The following is a 21,529-nucleotide window of genomic DNA, read 5'->3' as shown; positions in this document are numbered from 1 at the left end:
TGGCCGACCACTTTGCTGACAACTGAAGCCCCGCCGACCGGCGGGCTTCAGTGATCGAAACTCGGTCAGTTGCTGAGATGCTCGCCCAGCAGTCGGTCCAACTCCTCCGGCGCCTCGTCCGGAATCCAGTGGCTCACGCCTCGGAGAACTTCGAACCGGTACGGGCCGTCGACAAACGCGCGGGTGAGCGCAGAACCCTTGGGCCCGATGGCAGCATCGCCGTCGCTCCAGACGTGCATGGTCGGCACGGTGACGCGGGCAGTTGCGGGGTTCGGCTTGGTCATCCACATCGCGCGATACCAGTTCAGACCGCCGCGCAGGCGGCCGGGAGCCAGCATGGCGTTCAGATCTCGCCGCGCGTTCTCCGGCGTCTGTCCGCTCGAGACCAGGAACTTCTCACCCGCCGATGTGGAGGACAGAACCTTCTCCGGTACGAAGGGCAATTGGAACGCCCCCATGTACCACGATTTCAGCCCCTGCGTGCTGGTCACCATCGCCTTGACGAACGCAAGTGGATGCGGAACCGACACCGCGGTAACAGTATTGAGCAAATCGGGCCGCTCGGCAGCAACCTGCCAAGCCACGGCGGCACCCCAGTCGTGGCCGACCAGGTGCACCTTCCCCACACCGAGTGCGTCGATCAATGCGACAGAATCTGCGGCAAGCTCGGACCCGCGGTACGCCCAGCGCGCTTTCGGCCGCGCGCCGGGTGAGTACCCACGCTGATCCGGTGCGACGGTACGGAAGCCGCGGGCGTGCAGTAGCGGTGCGAGCTGATCCCACGAGCTCGAATCCTGCGGAAAACCGTGCAGGAGGACCACGACCGGACCGTCGATCGGCCCTTCGTCGCGTACGTCGAAGGTCAGTCCGGACCGGGAGTACGAGGTGAGGCGATCCGCCGGTGAAGTCATAGCGCCACGCTAGTCTTCGCGACACCCGTAACCGGAGCCTTTTCGCCGGCGCGCAGGAATTGACCCGTTTTTTCGGTTCCGAATCCCGGGGCGAATTCGCCGTCGCTGTAAACGAGTCGGCCGTTGATCACGGTCGCGACGGCTGCATCGTCGCTGCGGTTGACCATCCGGCTGATTCCGCCGTACTCGGGGACGGTTGCCTCGAACAACCCGTCGACCGACTCGTCGAGCCCGGCCGGGTCGATGACAACGAAGTCCGCGCGGTCACCCTGGCGTAGATGCCCGGCATCGATTCCGTACCAGTCCGCCAACTCACCGGTCAGGCGGTGGATTGCGCGCTCGATGGTCAGGAACGGCTTGCGGTCACTCTGGGCGTCCTTGACGCGCTTGAGGAGCCGCACCGGGTAGTTGTAGAACGCCATGTTGCGCAGATGCGCACCGGCATCGCCGAAGCCCATCTGTACGCCGGAACTCGCGGCGAGTTTCTTGGCGAACTTGGGACGATGATTTGCAATGGTGGTGCGCCAACGAAGATCTCGCCCGTACTTGACCACCAAGTCGAGGTAGGCGTCCACCGGGTGCACTCCCCGGATGTCTCCGACCTGACCGAAGTTCTTGCCGATCAACGTCTCGTCCGGGCAACCGACGATGACGGCGTCGTAGAAATTGCGGTGCCAGATGCGGGGTGAGAACTTGTTGTCGTAGTCCTTGCGGAATGCGCGGCGGTACGACTCGTCCTGGAGCAGCTTGTTGCGCTCCACCTGGTCCTTGAGATGCAACGCGGCGGCGCCGGCACCGAACTCCTCGAACACGACGAGGTCGATTCCATCCGCGTAGACCGTGAAGGGAACCGGAAGGTGCTGCCACTTGAAATCGGTCTTGGCGAAACGGTTCAGCAGTGGGGCTGCAGCGAGCATGAAGTACACGATCACCGGGTAGGCCTTCGAATCCGCACCGGAGAGCAGCGAAGTCTTGAGCGGCTTCTTGCGTCCGATCGCGGAACTCTCGGCGAAGAACGCCGCGACGTTCGGATGCAGGTTGATGGTCGGAGCGCTCTGCAAGATCTTTCCGCGATCACGAAGGATACGGTTGAGGAATCGGAACTCCTTCCACCGCGCGTACGTCGACGGCAAAGAGCGAGAACGGTATTCGTCGCCGTCGATCTTGTCGAGGGCATTGGTCATCGACGACAGGCCGAGCATCCCCGCATCGATGGCGTCCTCGAGCATCGAGCCCATACGCCCGAGCTCCGAGCGGCTCGGCTTGACCTTCTTGTCTGTGCCTCGCCCCAAACCGAGTACATGCGTGCGAATGTCGGAGTGGCCGATGAATGCCGCGACGTTGGGTCCGAGCGGGAGTGCGTCGAGTGCGGCGGTGTAAGCGGCGGGGCCGCTCCAAGTCTTGTTCGCTTCGAGAATGCTCAGCACCGCATCGTGGGGAACTGCTTCGACTCGGCTGAACAGGTCCGCGATCTCGCGCGGGGTCGAATACACCGTAGACAGTGAGCAATTACCGAGCACGACCGTCGTGACGCCGTGGCGAACCGATTCCGGAAGCCCTGGGCTGACCAAGGCTTCGGCGTCGTAGTGCGTGTGGACGTCGACAAAGCCCGGGAGAACCCACTTGCCGGCCGCATCGATCACCTCGGTGTCCGGTCCGATTTCGAGGCGCGTCGTGGACACCTCCGCGACCACGCCGTCTCGAATTCCGAGATTTCGACGTAGACCAGGAGCCCCCGTCCCGTCGAACCACAACCCGTCGTTGACCACGATGTCGAAAGCAGACACTGTCGGACTCCTCGCCTCACGTATGTGTTACCTCACGTTATAGACAGCGTTGAGTAAAAGTCAATGAACCTTACGAGCGAATACATAAGATGTCGGAATGGCTGCAGTCCCCCGCTCCCCCGAAGACCGTCAGAGGCAAATCCTCGAGGTGGCAGTGCACATGTTGCGGACCGAGCCTTTCGATCAGCTGTCGATGGACCGGGTTGCGGCCGAGGCCGGCGTCTCACCGCCCCTGTTGTTCCATTACTTCAAAAACAAAAAGGGTTTCCAGAACGCCATACTCGAGGCCGCCTCGGCCGATCTCGAAGATCGAATGCGGCCGGATCCCGAGCTACCGATCACGTCCCAGCTGCGTTCAGGTATCGAGACTTTCGTCGATGCCGTTATCGAGCACCCCACCATTTACCTCGCCGTGATGCGGATGGCCGGCAGCGGCGACATCCGGATGCGCACGATTTACCGCGGGATGCGCCGCACCTTCACCACGTGGATCGTCGCCGCGCTCACGGATCTCAGCATCGAGTCGAATGCGACGGTCGAGGCAACCATTGCCGGATGGCAGGCATTCATGGAGGAAATCGTCGTCAACTGGATCGACGAGCCGACCCTCGAACGAGGCGAGATGGTCGACCTCTGCGAACGAATTTTCTACCACTGCCTACCGGCCGCCGGCATCAGCGTCGAGCAAATTGTGGCGGCAACGGTGGCTGCGACAGCTAGCGAGTCCGGCGCAACACAACTGTGATCTTCGCGCCGGGGTTTCACAGGTGGTCACGATTGGGTATCTTGCTTGCAGTGGCGCTGGACCACGACCCCAACACATAAAGGATCCAACATGGAGTCTGTCGAAAACGTATTGCCCGCTGGCGTCAAGCTCGAAGACGTCTTGAGTGTCCTCAAGGTCGCAGTTGCGGGCATCGGCCTCATCAGCGCGTTGTCGGCATTCAGCTGATCGCAAAGCGTCATCGACAGGCCGGACTTCGGGGAGTCCGGCCTGTTTTTTGTTTTCCTTCCTGAATAATTCGTGAACTTCTCAGCAACTTCAGCGCAAAGTCGTCATTTCGACCCAAACAAGCGTCCAGTTTGCTAATTTGTGTCTGCGACACAAGGTCGTACAGAAACACCACGCAGACACAACCTTGTACACACAAACCTGTACATACGACACGGAGGACCGAAACATGGGTTCCATCAACACCCTCAGCGCCGTCATCGACATCATCAAGGTCGTCCAGCCTTTGATCGCCAAGCTCAACCTCAGCTGATTCGCTTGCACCACACCCCTGCCAGGGCGTAACTCGAAATGGGGCCGACATCGTCGGCCCCATTTTCCGTCGGTGCTCTATCTCAGCCGAGTGCCATCTTGATCTCTCCTGCCAGTACCGACGCCAGCTGCGGCGGCACCGCATTGCCGATCATCGTGCGCACCGCTCCCCACTTGCCTTCGAAGACGTAGTCGTCGGGAAAGGTCTGGAGGCGAGCAGCTTCTCGAACGGTCAACGATCGGGTGTGTTTCGGATGCACGTTGCGTGACGCCGAGATCATCCCGAAAGTAGTTCCGACCGTCGACGCCGGCTCGTCCCATCTCAGTCGCTTGTACGTCGTGTTGTATCCGGACGACGGTCGCATGGCCGGATCTTCGTTGTCGTGAGCCGACATCCCTTCCGGCACATCACGCAGCCACCGCAGGACGTGCTCGGGATGCTCGACGGCCCAGTGCAACGGATCTGTTTCGCATGCCTGCCCCGATTCCAGCGGAGCCAGGTCGACGGTGGCGTCACGAAAAGTTCGCAGCGGCGCAACACTATTCACGCCGTGAGTCTTCGGCGGAAAACGCAGTGGCCCGATATCACTGTCCCGGTGGGTCGCCACGATGAACACTCTTTCCCGGAACTGCGGGACTCCGTAATCCTGCGCATTCACCGTGTTCACCGACGCGTCGTAGCCGCATGCAGCCATCTCGCTGAGAATCCGGTCGACGACCATCCCGCCGTCCGGGTCTTTCATGCTGAGGAGCAGCCGCACGTTTTCCATCACCAAGACCTTCGGCCTCACCAGTTCGGCGAGCTCGAGTAGGTTCCGGAATAGATGGTTACGCGGATCGGCGCGGTCTCGCCGGCCGGCGAGACTGAAACCCTGACACGGCGGTCCCCCGGCCAACACATCGATGTCCACTTGTGCCAGAAGATCTTTCACACGGGCTTCGTCGATGGCCCGGATGTCCTCGCCGAGGCACTTCGCGCCGGGGAAGTTCCGATCGAAAGTAGCGCGGGCCTCCGGCACGACTTCGATGTATCCCTCCACCGAAAACCCTGCCATCCGAAAGCCTTCGGCCATACCGCCACACCCGGAGAACGCCGTCAGTACGGTGGGGCCGCCGCTTCCTGCCCCCGCGACCACACGCCGGGTCACCGAGGCGGGGTAGTTGACAGGTGTCGCCCGACGCGCGCGGGCACTACCGCTCGATCGCTTCCGCGGCGCCGCATACGTGCCCTCACGCTTCGCAGATTCCAACGCGGTGAGGGCCGCGAGAACTGCTCGCTCCGCCGGCGGTTTGGGATACGCCTTGTCGAGTTCCCACGCCGATACGACTGCTGACGAGACTCCTGCTTGGCGGGCGAACTGGAACTGACTGATCCCCACGTCCACGCGCCGCGATCGCAGGTCCTGTCCCGAAATCAAATCAGTGCCTCACTCATGTGGTCCGCTCGCTCCGGCAGCCCAGACTATCGCAGCCGACGACATGGACCAGGACTACACAAGAGAGACCGGCAGGCGGTATGCCTGCCGGTCTCCGACACGAGCGGATGACGGGACTCGAACCCGTGTGAACGGCTTTGCAGGCCGGTGCCTAGCCACTCAGCCACACCCGCGTCACTGAGTAACTCTGCCCCCGAGTGACGGCGTCGATCCACAGTTCCGCTCAGCATGATTCGAGTGCAATCCCATCAAGCGTTCCAGTCTCTGGGAAAACTACGGGCCCTTCGGGAACAAATCGGTCAGTCTCGATGCTGACTCCCTCGGTGGGCGCAGGTCATTCGATTGCGGCCCAAATTTCGACCGAACGACCGAGCAGTTCGCCAGACCCAGACAACCCAGAAGGTTTCATGAGTGCCGAGAACACCGCCATCGCCCCGCCTGTGAAGGCAGCTCCGCCTTTGGAGGCGGCCCCGCTGGAAACGAGCAGTGTCGACCGCAAGCCGAGTGTCGGCAAGATCCTTGCTCTCGGTTCCATGACGGCGCTCGGGCCCTTCACCATCGACATGTATCTGCCTGCGCTGCCGGATATCGGCGCCGATCTCGGGGTCTCGTCGTCAACGGTTCAGCTGACGATCACCGGAACTCTCATCGGTCTCGCACTCGGACAGCTGTTGGTCGGGCCGCTCTCGGACACTCTCGGCCGCAAGAAGCCGCTGCTTGCCGGAATCGGCGTGCACATCCTGGCCTCGCTGCTGGCGGTCTTCGCACCGAGCATCGCGGTCCTCGGCATCCTGCGGGTCTTCCAGGGCATGGGCGCCGCGGCCGCGGCAGTGGTCACCATGGCGATCGTCCGCGACCTCTACAGCGGTAACACCGTTGCCGTCGTGATGAGCCGGCTGATGCTCGTGCTCGGTGTTGCACCGATCCTGGCGCCCAGCATCGGTGGCGCTCTCCTCGTCGCCCTCGACTGGCGCGGGATCTTCGTCGTCCTGGCATTGATCGGCGTCGGCACGGCGATGATCGGTGCGTTCGGACTCGCAGAAACTCTGCCGCGGGAAAAGCGTCGCCCGAGCGGATTGAAGTCGGTTCTCCGTACCTACGGTTCGCTGCTCGGCGACCGCACATTTATGGTGCTGACGCTCGTCTCCAGCGTCGGCATGGCGTCGTTGTTCGCGTATGTCTCCGGGGCGTCGTTCGTCTATCAGGACCAGTACGGCCTCAATCAACAGGAGTTCGCGCTGCTCTTCAGCGCAGGCGCTATCGCGTTGATCGGTGCTTCGCAGGTCAACGTCCGACTGCTCGACCGCTGGACTCCTCAGCAGATCACCAAGTGGGCGCTCGTCGCTGCGGTTGTCTCCGGCGCGGTAGTTATCACTGTCGCGGTCCTCGAACTGGGCGGGCTCGCCGGATTCGTGATCGCACTGTGGGTCATGGCAGGCGCCATCGGCTTTGTTCTCCCCAACGCCCCGGCGCTGGCTCTCGCTCGTCACGGCGAAGCGGCCGGTACTGCAGCGGCGATGCTCGGTGCGTTTCAGTTCGGCGTCGGCGCGGCCATCGCGCCCGCCGTCGGCCTACTGGGAAACACCAGCACGGCTCTGGCCGTCACGATGACGGCGTGTGTGTCGCTCGGGCTGATCGCTCTTCTGGCTACGACCCGAAAGAGCGAATCGGTCTAACCGGCAGCGGAGAACCACTCGCTGTAGAAGGTGGCAAGTCCCAGGACGCACGAGATCGCGACGAAGATCCAGAATCTTGCGATCACGACGGTTTCCGGCCAGCCGAGTAACTCGAAGTGATGATGGATCGGGGCCATCTTGAATACGCGTCGGCCGGACGATCGGAACACCAGAACCTGGATGATCACCGACAGGATCTCAGCGACGAACAGGGCGCCGATGATGACCATCAGCAGCTCGGTGTGCGTCGTGACGGACAGGCCGACCACCAGGCCGCCGAGCGCCAAGGAGCCGGTGTCGCCCATGAAGATCTGAGCCGGGGCGGCATTCCACCAGAGGAAGCCCAGGCACGCTCCGCCTGCTGCGGCAGCGACGATCGCGAGATCGAGAGGGTCGCGAACGTCGTAGCATCCGGCGGCGGGCTCGAGGACACACGAGTTCCGGTACTGCCAGCCGGCGATGACGACGTAGGTCCCCAGGATCATGCCCATCGAGCCGGCTGCGAGACCGTCGAGACCGTCGGTGAAATTGACGGCGTTGGACCAGGCGAACACCAGAATGCAGAAGAAGACCACGAAGCCGATGGCCCCCATCGAGAACACCGAGATGTCACGAACGTGGGACAGATACTGACTGCCTGGTGTGACTCCGTTGTTGTTGGAGAACTGCAGGAACAGAATGCCGAAGATGATGGCGCTCGCCAGCTGACCAACGGTCTTGGCCGTCTTGTTGAGCCCGAGGTTGCGCTTCTTGCGGATCTTGATGAAGTCGTCGAGAAAGCCGACGATTCCCAGTGACGTCGCGAGCGCGAGAACCAACCAACCGGACGCAGACAGCCGCGGTAGCCGCGAGCCGAAACCGATGATGTGTGCCGCCAGGTAGCCCGCCCACATGCCGGCGATGATCGCGATGCCGCCCATCGACGGGGTGCCACGCTTGCCTTGGTGACTCTGCGGGCCCTCGATCCGAATCTCGTGCCCGAGCCCCTGCCGCGAAAGCACACGAATGAGAAACGGAGTCAGGAAGAGGGCGACGAACAACGAGACGCCACCCGCGACGAGGATTGAAATCACCCGTGGGACTCTACAGACGTAAGCGGCTGCGACACACAATCAGACAAGGCACCCGACCGCTTCGGAGCATGGGATGATCGACCTTATGTCTCCCCCCGCACCGCTCCCCCTCGACCCCATCGAAGAGGCGCATCGTCAGTGGACGGAGCACGGGTGGAGCGACGTCGCCGACGGTATGGCTGCGGTCACGTCGGTGATGCGTGCGCAGCAGATCATGATGGCGCGGGTCGAAGAGGTACTCAAGCCGCTCGGGTTGACCTTCGCTCGCTACGAACTGCTGACGCTTCTCACCTTCACCAGGTCGGGCGCACTCCCGATGGCCAAGGCGAGCGCCCGACTCCAGGTTCACCCCACCAGCGTCACCAATGCCGTCGACCGTTTGGAGAAAGCGGAGTTGGTCAGGCGGGTCCCGCATCCCAGCGATCGCCGTGCGACGCTCATCGAGATCTCCGACGCCGGTCGCGCACTGGCCCTCGAAGCGACCGAAATGCTCAACAGCAAGGTGTTCGCTCACCCCGGACTCCAGCAAGACAAGCTCGAACAATTGGTGACGATCCTCACTGAGCTTCGCAAGACCGCCGGGGACTTCGACACCGGCGGCGCGCCCACCAAGTGGTGAACCGACCACCCGTAGACAGAGAAACTGCCCTCACACTCTCGACGAGTGTGAGGGCAGTTTCAGCGGTCTAGAAGTTCAGCGGTGCTCGAGTTCAGCGGTGCTTGAATTCGGCCGACCGCTTCTCCACGAATGCGGCCATGCCTTCCTTCTGATCCTCCGTCGCGAAAGTCGAGTGGAACACCCGACGCTCGAAGCGGACGCCCTCGGCGAGCGTGGTCTCGAAGGAGCGGTTGACTGCTTCCTTGGCCATCATCGCGATCGGCAGCGACATCTCGGCGATGATGGTTGCGGTCTTCAACGCGTCGTCGAGCAAGTCGGCGGCCGGAACGATCCTGGCGACCAGGCCGGCACGCTCGGCTTCTTCTGCGTCCATGTTGCGGCCGGTGAGGCACAGTTCCATGGCTTTGGCCTTGCCCACGGCGCGCGTAAGGCGCTGCGAGCCACCGATACCCGGAATGACACCGAGCTTGATCTCCGGCTGACCGAACTTCGCGGTATCCGAAGCGATGATGAAATCGCAGAGCATCGCAAGCTCGCAGCCACCACCGAGCGCGTACCCGGAGACAGCGGCGATCAGCGGCTTACGAGCTGCTGCAACGCGGTCCCACGGGGTGAAGAAATCCTCGACGTATGCGTCCATGTACGTCTTGGACTGCATTTCCTTGATGTCGGCGCCGGCGGCGAAGGCGCGCTCGGAACCGGTGATCAGGATGGCTCCGATGCCGTTGTCCGCTTCGAGGTCGGCAACCGCGGCGACGACCTCGTTCATCAGCTCGGAGTTCAGCGCGTTGAGAGCCTTCGGGCGGTTGAGCGTGATGACGCCGACGCGACCCTTACGCTCGAGGATGATGGTGTTGAAGTCGGTCACTACTGTCCTTCGGTCGAACGGTCACGGATGTCGTTGATGATGGCAGAGAAGTCCTGACCGCCACCGCCCGCAGCGTGGAAGCGACTGTAGAGTTCGGCAGCCTTGAGCCCGATCTCCGCATCGACGCCGTTGTTGCGCAGCGCATTTGCAGCCAGACCGAGGTCCTTGTCCATCAGCGCGACAGCAAAGCCGGGCTGGTAGTCGTTGTTGGCCGGGCTGGTGGGGACCGGTCCCGGTACCGGGCAGTTGGTGGTCAGTGCCCAGCACTGCCCCGAGGCGTTGGACGCCACGTCGAAGAGCGCCTGGTTGCTCAGGCCGAGCTTCTCGCCCAGCACGAACGCCTCGCTGATCGCGATCATCGAAATGCCGAGGATCATGTTGTTGCAGATCTTGGCAGCCTGGCCGACACCGGCGTCGCCGCAATGAACGACCTTGCGGCCCATCACGTCCAGCAACGGTGACGCGGCCTGGAAGTCCGCTCCGGAACCGCCCACCATGAATGCGAGAGTGCCTGCGGTTGCCCCGACGACTCCACCGGAGACCGGTGCGTCGACGCTGCGGTGACCGGCTGCTTCGGCTTTGTCGTGTGCCTCGCGGGCATCGGCGACGTCGATGGTGGAACAGTCGATGAACAGCGTGCCCGGTGTTGCCACCGGCAGCAGTTCTTCGTACAGACCGAGAACATGCTTACCGCTCGGCAGCATCGTGATCACGACGTCAGCACCGCGAACGGCGTCGACTGCCGAATCCGCTATCGATGCACCGTCTTTGACTGCCTGCTCCAGCGCGGCAGGTGCCAGGTCGAAACCGACGACCTTGTGTCCGGCCTTGACGAGATTGGCCGCCATCGGGCCACCCATGTGACCGAGTCCGATAAATCCAATGGTGCTCATTAGTGATGCTCCTTCGGCGGTGATCAGTTGCCTTGCAGTTGGGGGGCGAGTCCGAGCTCGTTGTCGCCCAGCGGGGCGAAGTAGGCGTCGACGGATTCTGCCGTGACATCGTCGAGAGTTGCCGGCAACCACTTCGGGTTTCGGTCCTTCTCCACGACCTGGGCGCGAATGCCCTCGACCAGATCGTGTGAGGCGAGCGCAGCGGTCGAGACCCGGAACTCCTCGTTGAGGACTTCTTCCAAGCTTGCTGCTTCCTTGGCATGCCGCAGAGATCGCAGGGTCACCGACAGTGCAATCGGGGACTTGCCGAGAATCTGCTCCGCTGCCTTCTCCGCTTCGGGGATTCCACTTGCGCGAAGACGCTCGACGATGGTGGAGACGTCGTCTGCCGAGTACGCGGCGTCGATCCAGCTCTGCTGGGCCAACAGTTCCGACACCGGAGCCGGCTCCGCGTACTGCGCCACGGCATCGGCAACCGAAGACGACGCGAGTGCGGCGATGAACGTCTCGATGTTCTCCGACGGGATGAAGTGGTCAGCGAAACCTGCTGCGATGGCATCGCCGGCGCTCAGTCGCGCCGTGGTGAGCGCGATGTGCGTCCCGAGTTCACCGGGAGCACGCGAGAGCAGGTACGTTCCGCCCACGTCAGGAATGAAACCGATTCCGGTCTCGGGCATTCCGATCATCGAGCGCTCGGTCACGATGCGAATGTCGCCGTGTGCGGACACTCCGACGCCACCGCCCATGACGATCCCGTCCATGATCGCGACGTACGGCTTCGGGTAGTTCGCGATCTCGGAGTTGAGGATGTACTCCTCACGCCAGAAGTCGAGCGAACCGGTCTTGCCGTCCTTGGCGTCATGGTAGATCGAGACGATGTCGCCGCCGGCGCACAGACCACGCTCGCCGGCGCCCGTGAGTACGACTGCCTTGACGTCGTCGTCGGACTTCCATTCCGCGAGGGCCTTGGCCATCGCCTTGACCATCGAGTGGTTGAGGGCGTTGATCGCCTTGGGACGGTTGAGAGTGATGAGCCCCAGTCCGTCACGCTTTTCGATCAATACCTCGAGCTCGTCGCTCATGCTGCTCCCTGCTTTCCCTGACCTGATGCGACCACGCTGCGCGCGATGACCACCCTCATGATCTCGTTGCTGCCTTCGAGGATCTGATGAACCCGAAGATCGCGGACGATCTTCTCGATCCCGTACTCAGCAAGATAGCCGTACCCGCCGTGAAGCTGGAGGGCCTTGTTCGCAACGTCGAATCCGGTGTCGGTGGCAAAGCGCTTGGCCATCGCACACAACTCCACGACGTCGGACGCTCCGTCTTCGAGCGCTGCTGCGGCGCGCCACAGCAGTGTCCTGGCAGCCTCGAGTTCCGTGCGCATGTCGGCGAGCTGGAACTGCAGGGCCTGCGACTCGATCAGTGCCGAACCGAAAGCCTTGCGGTCCACCAGATATGCAACGGCCTTCTCCAGCGCCGACTGAGCCCCACCGACCGAGCAAGCGGCAATATTCAGCCGGCCGCCGTTGAGACCCTTCATGGCGATGCGGAATCCGCTGCCCTCTTCACCGAGCATGTTGGCAGCGGGAACGCGCACGTCTTCGAAGATCACCTGACGAGTAGGCTGCGCGTTCCAGCCCATCTTGACCTCGTTGGCACCGAAGGACAGTCCAGGTGAATCCTTGGGCACGATGAACGCCGAAATCCCCTTGGCACCTGCAGATCCGGTGCGGGCCATCACGACGTACACGTCGGAAGTACCTGCGCCGGAGATGAACTGCTTGACGCCGTTGAGGATGTAGTCGTCACCGTCGCGAACGGCCTTGGTACTCAAGCCTGCAGCATCGGAGCCAGCGCCGGGTTCGGTGAGGCAGTAGCTGCCCAGTTGATCCATCGAGCACAAGCCGGGAACCCACTTGTGGCGCTGTTCGTCGTTGCCGAACTGGTCGATCATCCACGTGACCATGTTGTGGATGGAGATGTACGCGGCGATCGACGGATCACCCTTGGCGAGTTCTTCGAAGATCCGGGCAGCGTCGACGCGGCTCAGTTCACTGCCACCCACGTCTTCACGAATGTAGATACCGCCCATCCCCAGGGACGCCGCCTTACGGAGGACGTCCACCGGGAAATGCTTGGTCTGATCCCACTCCACTGCGTTGGGCGCCAGATGCTCGGCCGCGAAGTCGCGGGCAGTGTCACGAATCGCCCGCTCGTCATCGGTCAGAGTAAACATGGAAAGTGTTCCGATCAGTTCATCGTGGGGATGACGAAGTGGTTGTCAGGAGCGGAGTCTACGGAGCGACCCTCCTGACCTGCTTCCTTCTTGCCGGAAGGCCAGCGCTGCGTCACGGTCTTGGTCTTGGTGTAGAAGCGGAAGGAGTCGGGACCGTGCTGGTTCAGGTCACCGAATCCGGAGCGCTTCCAGCCACCGAAGGTGTGGTACGCGATCGGGACCGGGATCGGCACGTTGACGCCGACCATGCCGACGTTGACGCGAGCGGTGAAGTCACGCGCGGTGTCGCCGTCGCGGGTGAAGATGGAGACGCCGTTGCCGTACTCGTGTTCGGTCGGCAGACGAAGTGCCTCTTCGTAATCGGCAGCGCGTACCACCTGTAGGACGGGTCCGAAGATCTCTTCCTTGTAGATGCGCATGTCCGAGCTGACGTTGTCGAACAGGGTTGCGCCGGCGAAGAATCCGCCTTCGTGGCCTTCGAGGGTGAAGCCGCGGCCGTCGACGACTGCCGTTGCGCCCTCGTCGATGCCGATCTGCACGTAGTTGTTGACGCGGTCGAGGGCATCCTGGCAGACCAGGGGACCGAAATCGACGCCTTCGTCGTCACTGCGACCGATCTTGAGCTTCGCGACGCGCTCCTTCAGCTTCGCAACGAGGGCGTCCGCGGTCTCCTCGCCGACGGGAACGGCAACCGAGATGGCCATGCAACGCTCGCCGGCGCTGCCGTAGCCCGCGCCGATCAGGGCGTCGGCAACCTCGTCGAGGTCGGCGTCCGGCATGACGATCGCGTGGTTCTTGGCGCCACCGAAGCACTGTGCGCGCTTGCCGTGAGCTGCGGCCGTCTCGTAGATGTACTGAGCGATCGGCGTGGAGCCGACGAAGCCGACGGCCTTGATGCGATCGTCGGTGAGCAGAACGTCGACAACTTCCTTGTCACCGTTGACCACGTTGAACACGCCGGCGGGCAGTCCCGCTTCGAGGAACAACTCGGCCAGGCGCAGCGGCACGGAGGGGTCGCGCTCGGAGGGCTTGAGGATGAAGGCGTTACCGGCGGCGAGGGCGGGGCCGGCCTTCCACAGCGGGATCATCGCGGGGAAGTTGAAGGGCGTGATGCCGGCAACGACGCCGAGCGGCTGACGCATGGAGTACACGTCGATGCCGGTGCCGGCACTCTCGGTGAATTCACCCTTGAGCAGGTGCGGAGCGCCAACTGCGAACTCGATGACCTCGAGGCCGCGCTGGATGTCACCCTTGGCGTCGGCGACGGTCTTGCCATGCTCGGACGAGAGGAGGCGGGCCAGAGAATCCATCTCCGCCTGAGCGAGCTGCAGGAACTTCATCAGCACGCGGGCGCGCTTCTGCGGGTTGAACGCTGCCCACACCAGCTGCGCCTCTTCGGCATTGGCGATGATGGCTTCGGTCTCGGCCTTGCTCGCGAGGGGGACGCGGGCCTGCACCTTGCCGGTGTTGGGATCGAACACGTCTGCAAATCGATCAGATGTCCCGGGAACACGCTTGCCACCGACGAAGTGCGTCAACTCGTGAACCGTCGCATTTTCAACCATTGTGCTAACCCGTTCCTTGCTCGTATGGACCGCCGAGGAGGCAGCAGTGAATATGTCTACCATCCTATAGTTGGATGTCCATGTATGTCTAGAGCCCAAGCGCCGTGAGTGGTTAAGGAGTCCCAGGGCTCCCTAAGCACTCACAGCGCGGAGCGCGGCTGCCGCTTCCTGCGCGACTACGCCATCGGTGACGTCGTATCCATCCGAACCCCCACCAGGTCCGCCGGACACCGCGACAACCTTGCGTGCCGAGAGATGCACCGCATCGACGCCGACGGCAGCGATTGCCGCAATGTCGTCGACGGTTATTCCGCCACCCGCCATGATCTGGATCCGGCCCGCGGCATGGTCGACCATTCGCCGGATCTCTTCGAGTCCCTCACTGCAAGTGTCCGCTCCACCGGACGTCAGCACGCGGGTCACGCCGAGGTCGATCAGTTCGTCCAGCGCGGTCAGACGGTCGGTCACCACGTCCATCGCACGATGTACTGTCACCTCGACTCTCGCCGGATCGACGCATCCGATGATGCGGCGCAGCACGACGGTGTCGATCGAATTGTCTTCTGTCAGCGCGCCGATCACGATGCCGGCAGCTCCCCCCGCCACTGCAGCACGGACGTCGTGCTCCATCACCCACACTTCGTCGGGTGAGAACACAAAACCTCCGGCGCGCGGACGGATCAGCGGGTGTACCGCGATCCCCACTTCCGACGCTGCCTCGATCACGCCGATGCTGGGCGTCACTCCCCCCGTCGGGCCGAGGGCCGCACACACCTCGACTCGAGTTGCTCCTACCGAACGCGCGATCCTCGCCCCCCGCACGTCCTGCACAGCCAGTTCCAAGACGGTCATGTCAGAAGGACTGCCACGACGGCTTGTGTTCGAGCGCGTACCGGTAGTAATCGGCAAGCTTGAGCGAACTGGCCGCAGCTTCGTCGATCACGACGGTGACATGGCGGTGCAACTGCATCACCGAGGCCGGGCAGAACGCGGACAACGGACCTTCCACCGCGGCAGCGATCGCATCTGCCTTACCTTCTCCGGTCGCGATCATCACCAGATGCCTTGCATCGCTGATGGTTCCGAGGCCCTGGGTGAGCACGTGGTGCGGGACGTCGTCCACACCGTCGAAGAACCGCGCATTGTCGATCCTGGTCTGTTCGGTCAGTGTCTTCACGCGGGTGCGCGACGTCAAGGACGATCCGGGCTCGTTGAAGCCGATATGGCCGTCGGTGCCGATGCCGAGCAACTGCACGTCCACTCCCCCGGCCGCCGCGATGCTGTGGTCGTACCGGGCGATCTCCTTCTCCGGGCACGGCGCTTCACCGTTGGGGCTGGACACCATCGCCGGATCCAGGTTGACGTGATCGACGAACTCCGACCGAATCACCGAGTAGTACGACTGCGGATGCCGTTTCGGCAATCCGAGGTACTCGTCGAGCAGAAAGGCTCGGGCCAGCGAGAAGTCGAGTTCGGCGTCGCGATGCCGCGCTGCCAGTTCACGATAAGTTCCGATCGGCGACGACCCCGTTGCGAGCCCGAGCGTCGTCGCCCCGGCTCTGACATATCCTTCGACGATGTCCGCGACGGTCGAGTCGACCTCCGCGGGTGTCGGCTGAATTACGATTTCCATGATTTTTCCTTTCCGGCGGCTTTTCCGCCGAGTAGTACACGCCCCAGGCGCAATTGACGATCTGTGACCACGATGTCGGCGCGAGCGCCGACGGCCAACGATCCGAGTAGGTCGCCCAGTCCCAGCAGGCGCGCTGGGCTCCGAGTTGCTGCTGCGACCGCGTCTTCGAGAGCGACTCCACCGTCGAATACGGTGCTACGGACCACATCGAGCAATCTTGCAGTCCCTCCAGCGATGGCACCGGAACTGCCGTCGGTGGTCGCGAGCCTCGCGACGCCTTCGTGCACCGTGACGTCGAGAGCGCCGAGTTGGTAGTCGCCGTCGTCCATTCCGGCAGCCGCCATGGAGTCACTGACCAAGGCAATCTGGTCCGGGCCGACAGCATCGAAGACCATCGACACGGTCTCGGGAGCAAGATGCACTCCGTCCGCGATCAGTTCCACCACCATCTCGCCTCGCGCCGCCGCCGCCAGACACGCCGCTACGGGGCCCGGCGATCGATGGTGCAGCGGCGGCATCCCGTTGAACAGGTGGGTCGCACTGATCTGCCCGGCCCAATTCCCATGCACTGCAGCACCGATGCGCGCCGACGTCGATGCCGCGTCGGCATCGGTGTGACCGAAACTCGGTACGATGTTGCGATGTCGCATGATCGCGAGCAACTCTTCGAAGTTCTCGGTCTCCGGTGCCAAAGTCATGGACCGTACTGTGCCCCGCGCGGCGTCACACACGGCTTCGAGCAGATCCGGATCACCGGGAATGATCGCCGCCGGATCCTGGGCACCGCAGCGGACGCCGTTGATGAACGGCCCCTCGAGGTGGATACCCAGAAGTTCTCCGCGTTCTACCAGGTCGGCGAGCATCGTTGATTGCCGCACCAGATCTGCGCGCGGCGCGGAGACCAGGCTGGCCAACATTCCAGTCGTGCCGTGCTCGCAATGATGCGCTGCGGCGCGGCTCGCACCATCGGCGTCGGTGTTCGGAAAACCAGCACCCGCTGCGCCGTGACTGTGGACATCGATCAGTCCAGGCATGATCAACGAGTCGGAACGATCCGGAACGGCAAAGACGGGCGCCGACGCGACGTAGTCCGCAGCCGAGCCGACCCAGCTGATCTTCTGACCGTCTACGACGACAACGCCGTCGTGAATCTTGCCGATCGGTGACCCGATCACCGTTCCCCGCAGCACAATCGGATCGATTACCGTGGCCGAGCCTGGCGTGCTCATGCGGACTCGAGAATCCGCGCCACGGCTGCTCTACCCTCGATCGGGTTTCGCGCGCCCCGCGCCGCAGCGGCCATGTCCTTGCACCCCGCCAGATCGAGTGACACCAACCGAGCGCGCACGGCGCCCAACGCCGGGACCGACATCGACAGACTCGTGACGCCCAAACCGACCAGAACCGGAGCCAACAGCGGATCCGACGCGGATTCACCGCACACGCCAACCGGTTTCCCGGCGTCGGCGCCCGCCTGACCGACCATCGCGATCAGATCGAGGACCGCCGGCTGCCACGGATCGAGCAGCTGCGCCAGGCTCCCGGTCATACGATCCACGGCGCAGGTGTACTGACTCAGATCGTTGGTGCCGATACTGACAAAATCGAGATGCTCGAGGAGGTCCCTCGCGCGCAAAGCGGCAGCTGGAATCTCGATCATCGCTCCCACCTTGCCGATCCCCCGCGAACGCGCGAGTTCTGCAAAGTCTTTCGCTTCGTCGGCCGTGGCCACCATCGGCGCCATCACCCACAGGTCGGCGCCCGTCGCGTTTCCCGCGGCGGCGAGAGCGTCGAGCTGACTGATCAGAGTGTCGGGATAGACCGTGCCTACTCGTAACCCACGGATGCCCAGTGCCGGGTTCTCTTCGATCCCGAGATCGAGAAACGGCAACGGTTTGTCCGAACCCGAGTCGAGAGTGCGGACCACTACCTTCTGTCCGGCGAAGTGTTCGAGAACCGACGTGTACGTCTGGGCCTGCTCCTCCACCGAAGGAGCGTCGTGACGCCCGAGATACGAGAATTCGGTACGGAACAGTCCGACGCCCTCACAATCCGCCGCCCCGGCCCGGGCGGCGTCCTCGAGGGTTCCGATGTTGGCCGACAATCTCACCGCGAATCCGTCACGTGTGCGACCCGGACCACGCGCCGAAGCCAACTGCTCTGCCGCGCAGGATGCTTCGAGGGCTACCCGCTCACACATTTCCACAGAGGGATCAATGGTGACCGTTCCGGTAGTGCCATCGAGGATGAGGAGTTTGCCCTCCATCAGCAGGTCGGTTCCCGAGCAGTTCACCACGGCCGGGATTCCGAGCGACTTCGCCAAGATAGCCGTATGGCTGGTCGGGCCTCCTTCCGCGGTCAACAGTCCGACCACGTCGCTGTCACCGAGCGTCGCCGTGTCCGCCGGCGCCAAGTCGCGCGCCACGAGGATGTACGGGTGACCCGGAGTGGGGATTCCGGGCATCGGCTCACCGCGGAGCACGGCAACAGCTCGCTGTCCGAGATCACGCAAATCGGTTGCCCGTTCGGCCATGTATCCGCCGAGCGCCGTGAGCTTTTCACAGAACGTGTCGAAGGCGATCGCCACCGAGTGAGCTGTCGGCAACCCGGACTCCAGGTTCGCCTTGGCCGCCTTCACGATGCCCGCGTCGCGCGCCATCGCAGCAGAGGTCGTCAGGATTTCCGCGGGTACACCTTCGACGGACTGTGCACGAGTGAGCAGTTCCTCCGCCACGGCGTCCAGCGCCTCTCGGATTCTGTTCAGCTCCGCCTCGGGACTGCCCGTGACCCGATCCGACGCCGAGGTCGGTTCGGGCGTGGAGAATCGCAGCCACGGCGCACATACCGAACCCGCGCTCACTCCGATACCCGCAATGCGGTTGTCCACACTCGCCGTCATCAGGCTTCGTCCAGTTCCGAAGCGAGAAGCTCTGCGAGTGAACCGACCGCGGCATCGGCGCCGTCACCGTCAGCACGCAAGGTCACCGAATCGCCGAATGCGGCACCGAGAGTCATGACCGACAACATGCTGGAGGCGTCGACGGGTTCGCCGTCGCCGAGAGAGATGGTGACGTCGACCGGTAGGTCGGCCGCGGCGCGCGCGAAGAGCGCTGCGGGTCGTGCGTGGAGTCCGACGCGGGATCCGATTGTCGTGGTTGCGATCGCCATGTTCAGCGTCCTTCCAGTTCCTTGTCGAGCTTGTTTTCCAGTTCGGCGACGAGCGGGGCGTCGGTGCGGCTGTCACCTTCGGCAGCCAGTGCCAGTTCGGCCTCGAGCAGCGCGGGGTCGGGCTCACCTGCGGCCACCTCGACCTCTTCTTCTCGTCCTGGCGTGCGCAGATTCCACTTCTTGATCACGAAGCTGAAAAGGAAGTAGTAGATCAGCGCGTACCCGAGTCCGATCGGGATCAACATCCACGCGTTGGTCGCCTTGCCGAAGTTCAACACGTAGTCGAAGAAGCCTGCGGAGAACGTGAATCCGTCGTGGATACCGAGCGCATTGACCAGCGCCATCGACGTTCCGGTCAACAGTGAGTGGATGACGTACAGCGGCCATGCGACGAACATGAAGGAAAATTCGAGCGGCTCGGTGATACCGGTGAGGAAGGCGGTCAGGCCGGTGGAGAGCATGATGCCGCCGACGAGCTTCTTCTGAGAAGGCTTGGCGTTGCGCCAGATTGCGAAGGCTGCAGCGGGGAGGGCGAACATCATGATCGGGAAGAAGCCGGTCATGAACGTACCGGCGGAGGGGTCGCCGGCGAAGAACCGGTTGAGGTCGCCACGAACGATCTGACCGCTCGCGTCCTGGTAGTCGCCGATCAGGAACCACACGGCGGAGTTCAAGATGTGGTGCAAGCCGGTGGGGATCAGGAGGCGGTTCGCTGCGCCGTAAATGCCGCCGCCGACAACGGTATTGGAAGCAACTGCTTCACCGACCCAGTTGAGGCCGGAGTTGAACAGCGGGTACACGAATGCCATCAGGACACCGACGACAAGACCGGTGATTGCCGTCAGAATGGGAACGAGCCTGCGCCCGTTGAAGAATCCGAGATAATCGGGAAGCTTCGTTCGATAGAACCGCTGCCACAAGATCGCCGACAGCAAGCCCATCACGATGCCGGCGAGCACACCGTAGTTGATCAGGGATTGATCCCCGTTCGGGTCGGTTTTCCCTTCGAGAACGATCGGCGACATCGCCTTGAACACTCCGTCGATCACCATGTAGCCGACGACGGCTGCCAAGGCAGTCGAGCCGTCGGCCTTCTTGGCCCAGCCGATCGCGATACCGACGGCGAAGATCAGCGGCAGCCACGTGAAGACGGCTTGTCCCGCCGCAGAGATCACGGCCGCGGCACTGTGCATCGAACTGAACCGCCCGAGCAGGTCGTCCTGACCGAGGCGGAGCAAAATTCCCGCAGCCGGCAGAACTGCGATCGGAAGCATCAAGCTTCGGCCGAGGCGTTGAACCCCGGCGAACACTTTCGATTCCTTCTTCGGGGTGTCTTCGAGAGTCATCAAAGGACCTTCTTCGTTCGCCGGGCCGCGTCGCGATCGGCCACTGGTTCTTGGAAATTCGGGTGTCGTGCACGTGCAGGTTTCGTGAAAATGCAGGTCACGGTTCATGCTCGGAAGTGAGGGCGAAACCGTTTTGTCGAAACTGTTGTGGAGCCGGACTTCCAACGGGTACTGTCCGGTCATAACCAGTTGTAGTTTTACCTGGTGGAGGCGAGTTGTCAACACCCAAATGTGACATACGTAACCGGGATAGCCTTGACCAGCAACTAGTCAGCCCACCTGTACGACCGTTCAACGATCACGACCAACCCGACAATCAGGAGCAGCAAATGTCGAAAGCGGAAGCAATCATCAAGGGCCTCGGCGGCGCAGAGAACATCGTCGAGATCGAAGCGTGCATCACCCGCCTACGCACCGAGGTCAAGGACGGCGCGAAGGTGAACGAAGCCGCGCTCAAGGCTGCCGGCGCACACGGCGTGCTCAAGGCCGGAACGGTCGTCCAGGTGATCGTCGGACCCGAGGCAGACACCCTTGCCGAGGACATCGAGGACATCCTGTGACGGTCGTCCTCGCCCCGCTGCCCGGCCGGGTCGTCGCACTGGCAGACGTCCCGGACCCGGTGTTCGCTCAGCAGATGGTCGGCTCGGGCGTCGCCATCGAACCTGCCCGCGATCAGGGGCCGCTCACCGTTGTCGCGCCGATCAGCGGGAAGATCCTCAAACTTCACCCCCACGCATTTGTGATCTTCGGCGAGAAGGCCACCGGCGTGCTGGTCCATATCGGCATCGACACGGTCAAACTCGAAGGCGACGGATTCACTCTCATCGCCGCCGAGGGCGACACGGTCAATGCGGGTGATCCCGTCGTCAGCTTCGATCCAGCGCACATCGACACCACCGGTTACTCGGCGATCTGCCCGGTTGTGGTGATGGATTCCAAGCCGGACACCGTCGAATCCCCTTCGGTCGGTAGCGACGTCACCACAGGCGACACGCTGTTCGACTGGTCGGCGTAACGCAAAGGGCGGGCACACCTTCCGGTGTGCCCGCCC

21 protein-coding genes and 1 tRNA gene are annotated in these 21,529 nt (G+C 63.0%); 6 read left to right on the top strand and 16 right to left on the bottom strand.

Going from position 1 to position 21,529, the window contains the following annotated elements:
- Positions 1-65: 65 nt before the first annotated feature.
- Both ACWF6P_RS30050 and ACWF6P_RS30045 read right to left on the bottom strand, forming a co-directional pair.
- Entirely contained in the window at positions 66-911 is an 846-nt protein-coding gene (locus ACWF6P_RS30050) for an alpha/beta fold hydrolase (RefSeq protein WP_452623472.1), read from the bottom strand.
- Positions 908-2,698 (bottom strand): N-acyl-D-amino-acid deacylase family protein, encoded by a 1,791-nt coding sequence (locus tag ACWF6P_RS30045; RefSeq protein ID WP_452623471.1) that lies wholly within the window; start codon positions 2,696-2,698, stop codon positions 908-910. The genes ACWF6P_RS30050 and ACWF6P_RS30045 overlap by 4 nt, the downstream gene beginning before the upstream one ends.
- A 97-nt stretch (positions 2,699-2,795) precedes the next feature.
- Between ACWF6P_RS30045 and ACWF6P_RS30040 the strand changes: the two genes are divergently transcribed.
- Together ACWF6P_RS30040 and ACWF6P_RS30035 are read left to right on the top strand one after the other, a co-directional pair.
- Entirely contained in the window at positions 2,796-3,443 is a 648-nt protein-coding gene (locus ACWF6P_RS30040; RefSeq protein WP_452623470.1) for a TetR/AcrR family transcriptional regulator, read from the top strand.
- A 394-nt stretch (positions 3,444-3,837) separates the two neighbouring features.
- Entirely contained in the window at positions 3,838-3,963 is a 126-nt protein-coding gene (locus ACWF6P_RS30035; protein WP_452623469.1) for a hypothetical protein, read from the top strand.
- Between the two features lie 82 nt (positions 3,964-4,045).
- On the opposite strand, the gene dcm is transcribed toward ACWF6P_RS30035, so the two are convergent.
- Both dcm and ACWF6P_RS30025 read right to left on the bottom strand, forming a co-directional pair.
- Positions 4,046-5,341, bottom strand: coding sequence for a DNA (cytosine-5-)-methyltransferase (dcm, locus tag ACWF6P_RS30030; protein WP_452623468.1), 1,296 nt, complete (start codon positions 5,339-5,341; stop codon positions 4,046-4,048).
- 159 nt (positions 5,342-5,500) lie between these two features.
- Positions 5,501-5,571 (bottom strand) — tRNA-Cys (locus ACWF6P_RS30025).
- A 234-nt stretch (positions 5,572-5,805) separates the two neighbouring features.
- On the opposite strand from ACWF6P_RS30025, the gene ACWF6P_RS30020 reads away from it, so the two are divergent.
- A complete protein-coding gene (locus ACWF6P_RS30020; RefSeq protein WP_378549283.1) occupies positions 5,806-7,074 on the top strand; it encodes a multidrug effflux MFS transporter in 1,269 nt (422 codons plus the stop codon).
- Here ACWF6P_RS30020 and mraY read toward each other — a convergent pair.
- On the bottom strand, positions 7,071-8,147 hold the full coding sequence (gene mraY, locus ACWF6P_RS30015; protein WP_003941316.1) for a phospho-N-acetylmuramoyl-pentapeptide-transferase: 1,077 nt from the start codon (positions 8,145-8,147) through the stop codon (positions 7,071-7,073). The two genes, ACWF6P_RS30020 and mraY, sit on opposite strands and share 4 nt — an antisense overlap.
- An 85-nt stretch (positions 8,148-8,232) precedes the next feature.
- On the opposite strand from mraY, the gene ACWF6P_RS30010 reads away from it, so the two are divergent.
- Positions 8,233-8,766, top strand: coding sequence for a MarR family winged helix-turn-helix transcriptional regulator (locus ACWF6P_RS30010; RefSeq protein ID WP_054825961.1), 534 nt, complete (start codon positions 8,233-8,235; stop codon positions 8,764-8,766).
- Between the two features lie 91 nt (positions 8,767-8,857).
- Here ACWF6P_RS30010 and ACWF6P_RS30005 read toward each other — a convergent pair whose 3' ends face one another.
- The 11 genes from ACWF6P_RS30005 to ACWF6P_RS29955 form a co-directional block, all read right to left on the bottom strand.
- Positions 8,858-9,634, bottom strand: coding sequence for an enoyl-CoA hydratase (locus ACWF6P_RS30005; protein WP_452623467.1), 777 nt, complete (start codon positions 9,632-9,634; stop codon positions 8,858-8,860).
- A complete protein-coding gene (gene mmsB / locus ACWF6P_RS30000; RefSeq protein WP_452623466.1) occupies positions 9,634-10,527 on the bottom strand; it encodes a 3-hydroxyisobutyrate dehydrogenase in 894 nt (297 codons plus the stop codon). The genes ACWF6P_RS30005 and mmsB overlap by 1 nt, the downstream gene beginning before the upstream one ends.
- Positions 10,528-10,550: 23 nt before the next feature.
- Entirely contained in the window at positions 10,551-11,609 is a 1,059-nt protein-coding gene (locus tag ACWF6P_RS29995; RefSeq protein ID WP_452623465.1) for an enoyl-CoA hydratase/isomerase family protein, read from the bottom strand.
- Positions 11,606-12,766, bottom strand: coding sequence for an isobutyryl-CoA dehydrogenase (locus ACWF6P_RS29990; RefSeq protein WP_452623464.1), 1,161 nt, complete (start codon positions 12,764-12,766; stop codon positions 11,606-11,608). The genes ACWF6P_RS29995 and ACWF6P_RS29990 overlap by 4 nt, the downstream gene beginning before the upstream one ends.
- 14 nt (positions 12,767-12,780) lie before the next feature.
- Complete coding sequence (locus ACWF6P_RS29985) at positions 12,781-14,331, bottom strand: CoA-acylating methylmalonate-semialdehyde dehydrogenase (RefSeq protein ID WP_452623463.1); 1,551 nt, start codon at positions 14,329-14,331, stop codon at positions 12,781-12,783.
- 132 nt (positions 14,332-14,463) lie between these two features.
- A complete protein-coding gene (locus tag ACWF6P_RS29980; RefSeq protein WP_452623462.1) occupies positions 14,464-15,183 on the bottom strand; it encodes a copper homeostasis protein CutC in 720 nt (239 codons plus the stop codon).
- 1 nt (position 15,184) lies between these two features.
- Positions 15,185-15,964 (bottom strand): glucosamine-6-phosphate deaminase, encoded by a 780-nt coding sequence (gene nagB, locus ACWF6P_RS29975; protein ID WP_378449301.1) that lies wholly within the window; start codon positions 15,962-15,964, stop codon positions 15,185-15,187.
- Positions 15,952-17,193: an N-acetylglucosamine-6-phosphate deacetylase gene (locus ACWF6P_RS29970; RefSeq protein WP_452623461.1), complete on the bottom strand. Its 1,242-nt coding sequence runs from the start codon at positions 17,191-17,193 to the stop codon at positions 15,952-15,954. The genes nagB and ACWF6P_RS29970 overlap by 13 nt, the downstream gene beginning before the upstream one ends.
- Positions 17,190-18,863 carry a phosphoenolpyruvate--protein phosphotransferase gene (gene ptsP / locus ACWF6P_RS29965; RefSeq protein WP_452623460.1) on the bottom strand — a complete coding sequence of 558 codons (1,674 nt, stop codon included), beginning with the start codon at positions 18,861-18,863 and terminating at the stop codon, positions 17,190-17,192. Before ptsP ends, ACWF6P_RS29970 begins: the two co-directional genes overlap by 4 nt.
- Entirely contained in the window at positions 18,863-19,132 is a 270-nt protein-coding gene (locus ACWF6P_RS29960; RefSeq protein WP_019749212.1) for an HPr family phosphocarrier protein, read from the bottom strand. Before ACWF6P_RS29960 ends, ptsP begins: the two co-directional genes overlap by 1 nt.
- 2 nt (positions 19,133-19,134) lie before the next feature.
- Entirely contained in the window at positions 19,135-20,478 is a 1,344-nt protein-coding gene (locus ACWF6P_RS29955) for a PTS transporter subunit EIIC (RefSeq protein ID WP_378449298.1), read from the bottom strand.
- A gap of 329 nt (positions 20,479-20,807) precedes the next feature.
- On the opposite strand from ACWF6P_RS29955, the gene ACWF6P_RS29950 reads away from it, so the two are divergent.
- Together ACWF6P_RS29950 and ACWF6P_RS29945 are read left to right on the top strand one after the other, a co-directional pair.
- Positions 20,808-21,038, top strand: a complete 231-nt coding sequence (locus ACWF6P_RS29950) for a PTS glucose/sucrose transporter subunit IIB (RefSeq protein ID WP_283307394.1) — start codon at positions 20,808-20,810, stop codon at positions 21,036-21,038.
- On the top strand, positions 21,035-21,493 hold the full coding sequence (locus ACWF6P_RS29945) for a PTS sugar transporter subunit IIA (RefSeq protein WP_378449297.1): 459 nt from the start codon (positions 21,035-21,037) through the stop codon (positions 21,491-21,493). The genes ACWF6P_RS29950 and ACWF6P_RS29945 overlap by 4 nt, the downstream gene beginning before the upstream one ends.
- The last annotated feature ends 36 nt before the right edge of the window (positions 21,494-21,529 follow it).

Source organism: Rhodococcus sp. NPDC055024 (assembly GCF_053608585.1).
Note: the sequence above shows the minus strand (reverse complement) of the source record. Positions and strands in the feature narration are given on the sequence as shown.

What these genes read in the sequence shown, in the direction of transcription:
- ACWF6P_RS29970 (WP_452623461.1), bottom strand. Translation starts at nt 17,193, where the DNA reads ATGAGCACGCCAGGCTCGGCCACGGTAATCGATCCGATTGTGCTGCGG.
- ACWF6P_RS29980 (WP_452623462.1), bottom strand. Translation starts at nt 15,183, where the DNA reads ATGACCGTCTTGGAACTGGCTGTGCAGGACGTGCGGGGGGCGAGGATC.
- nagB (WP_378449301.1), bottom strand. Translation starts at nt 15,964, where the DNA reads ATGGAAATCGTAATTCAGCCGACACCCGCGGAGGTCGACTCGACCGTC.
- ACWF6P_RS30010 (WP_054825961.1), top strand. Translation starts at nt 8,233, where the DNA reads ATGTCTCCCCCCGCACCGCTCCCCCTCGACCCCATCGAAGAGGCGCAT.
- mmsB (WP_452623466.1), bottom strand. Translation starts at nt 10,527, where the DNA reads ATGAGCACCATTGGATTTATCGGACTCGGTCACATGGGTGGCCCGATG.
- ACWF6P_RS29960 (WP_019749212.1), bottom strand. Translation starts at nt 19,132, where the DNA reads ATGGCGATCGCAACCACGACAATCGGATCCCGCGTCGGACTCCACGCA.
- ACWF6P_RS29990 (WP_452623464.1), bottom strand. Translation starts at nt 12,766, where the DNA reads ATGTTTACTCTGACCGATGACGAGCGGGCGATTCGTGACACTGCCCGC.
- ACWF6P_RS30040 (WP_452623470.1), top strand. Translation starts at nt 2,796, where the DNA reads ATGGCTGCAGTCCCCCGCTCCCCCGAAGACCGTCAGAGGCAAATCCTC.
- ACWF6P_RS29995 (WP_452623465.1), bottom strand. Translation starts at nt 11,609, where the DNA reads ATGAGCGACGAGCTCGAGGTATTGATCGAAAAGCGTGACGGACTGGGG.
- ACWF6P_RS30050 (WP_452623472.1), bottom strand. Translation starts at nt 911, where the DNA reads ATGACTTCACCGGCGGATCGCCTCACCTCGTACTCCCGGTCCGGACTG.
- ACWF6P_RS29985 (WP_452623463.1), bottom strand. Translation starts at nt 14,331, where the DNA reads ATGGTTGAAAATGCGACGGTTCACGAGTTGACGCACTTCGTCGGTGGC.
- ACWF6P_RS29950 (WP_283307394.1), top strand. Translation starts at nt 20,808, where the DNA reads ATGTCGAAAGCGGAAGCAATCATCAAGGGCCTCGGCGGCGCAGAGAAC.
- ACWF6P_RS29955 (WP_378449298.1), bottom strand. Translation starts at nt 20,478, where the DNA reads ATGACTCTCGAAGACACCCCGAAGAAGGAATCGAAAGTGTTCGCCGGG.
- ACWF6P_RS30020 (WP_378549283.1), top strand. Translation starts at nt 5,806, where the DNA reads ATGAGTGCCGAGAACACCGCCATCGCCCCGCCTGTGAAGGCAGCTCCG.
- ptsP (WP_452623460.1), bottom strand. Translation starts at nt 18,863, where the DNA reads ATGACGGCGAGTGTGGACAACCGCATTGCGGGTATCGGAGTGAGCGCG.